Below are 1984 nucleotides of genomic sequence, written 5' to 3'. Positions count from 1 at the left end.
ACCGAAACAACTGGCACAAAACGAACCGATATAGGCTTAACTTAAAACCAAAAGTGGCACAATTTGAACCGAAATGCCTGGCACTAACCGACCGAAATCACTGGCACAAATCGATCCGAGATATCCATGTAAAAGAGATATTAGAAAAGTATTATACCTAAGCCAAGATCGGTTATAACAAATACCGGTTTTACCGAAAAGTGTAATTTAGAGAAACAAGAATCTATAGGATAAGCCGACAAATCCGTGTCCCTAATCCCACTACTTGCACATAATTGTAACCGTTATGTGCAAACGATGTAGAAAATTATATATTTTATGAATCAACACTCTAAAGTTTTCAAAAATTCATCTATTGAAATTTTAAATGGAAACTATCTACATTTTATCAATATAGATTCAATTACTCCAGAATTAGAAAAATTAATTGATGATAAGATAAGATTAATAACAGAAGGGGATACTGAAACAAGCATAGAGTCAATAAAAAAAAGATTAGTAGGTTATCTGGATAAAAAAAAGGGAACTACGATAGAGCTGGGAGCAGTAGCTGAATTTATGATCCATTTGTACTTGAACGAAAAAGGATTTAAACAAGAGTTTTTATTTTTTAACTTGGAAGAGAGGTCAATCAAAAAAGGTTTTGACGGTTATTTTTCGCTAAGCGAGAATGAGTGGATCTTAGAGAGTAAATCTGGAAGTTCAACTACCAAGGGTATTTCTCACCTATCCAAAATTAAAGAAGCATATGCTGATCTTACTATAAAAATAAAGGATGAGGAAGGAAATAATCCTTGGCGAAATGCATATAATCATGCTTGTCATATTGATGTAAATAGTTCAAAAGATATTATCAAAAATCTAAAAAATTTAACAGATGATTTTGATAGTAAAAAATACCAATCTCTTGAAAATCTTAAAATAATACCTTCTTCAACTATTTTTTATATTGACGATTGGGAAGAAATTGATGAGCAGGAATTAACGGAAGAATTAGAAAGAGAATTTAAAACAAAGCAATTTGATGAAATTCATATTATATGTATTAACAAGAAATCGTTGCAGTTGCTAAAAGATTATCTAACCAAATAAAATATATGCTACCCGAAGAAAAGAGAAAGTTAACTGCAATTGGAAAACAAGAAGATTTTCAAGAAATATTCGAAAAGCTTACTACCAATAGGGAATTGACTTTTTCAGAAAAATCTTTAATTCTCGCTACGGCTATTATTTTTTTAAAGCATTATGAGAAAGATAATAGGTTCATATCATATGCTGACTTATCTTACTATATATTTTTAAAGTATTCTTTAAAATATAATGACTTTGATCCCTTATTTGATTTTTCAGCCAATTTCGGCTTTTACCCTATTGTTTCAACTTTAATTAATCAAGATCTTTATAGGGAAGACTCTTTTACTGATTATTTAGTTTCAAGTAGAATAGAAGAATTTAGAAACCCGAAAGACTATATTGAAACTTTAGAACAAAATTTAAAAAGTCAGAAATTCTTAGAGGATTTGGCAAATGAAAAAAGCTACTTGGCGCCAACATCTTTCGGAAAAAGTTCAATTATAGTTGACTATCTGCGTAAAAATTTAACTGCATCTTCTAAGGTTGGAATAATTGTTCCAACTAAATCTTTGCTCATGCAAACATATCAAATGATAAGAGCTGCAGACTTAAGGAAGCGCATAATTATGCATGACGAAATGTATATTGATGAGGATAGTTTTATAGCAGTCTTTACTCAAGAAAGAGCGCTAAGATTAATTAATAGAAGAAATGTATTTTTCGATATTTTAATTATCGATGAAGCTCATAATATTCTTAAACATGATGGTCAAAATCGGCAAGTTTACAATACTCCCCATCTGTAAGACAGTTTAAAGATATTTATAATTATTTATGATGCTATTTTTTTGAGGTTATAAATTTGATCAGGTGGTACTTTTCCTATTTCTGTATGTCTTCTCTTGGTATT

2 protein-coding genes are annotated in these 1984 nt (G+C 29.9%); both read left to right on the top strand.

Annotated elements, in window-relative coordinates; translation table 11 throughout:
• Window positions 1-318 precede the first annotated feature (318 nt).
• Window positions 319-1092 (top strand): hypothetical protein, encoded by a 774-nt coding sequence (locus LB467_RS18505; RefSeq protein WP_224475636.1) that lies wholly within the window; start codon window positions 319-321, stop codon window positions 1090-1092.
• A 5-nt stretch (window positions 1093-1097) separates the two neighbouring features.
• The gene (locus tag LB467_RS18500; protein WP_224475635.1) at window positions 1098-1880 is read left to right on the top strand and encodes a DEAD/DEAH box helicase; all 783 of its coding nucleotides are present in this window, start codon (window positions 1098-1100) and stop codon (window positions 1878-1880) included.
• Window positions 1881-1984: the final 104 nt, after the last annotated feature.

This window comes from Salegentibacter tibetensis, from assembly GCF_020164485.1.
In the GTDB taxonomy this organism is placed as follows: domain Bacteria; phylum Bacteroidota; class Bacteroidia; order Flavobacteriales; family Flavobacteriaceae; genus Salegentibacter; species Salegentibacter tibetensis.
This window is presented reverse-complemented; position numbering and strand designations above follow the sequence as displayed.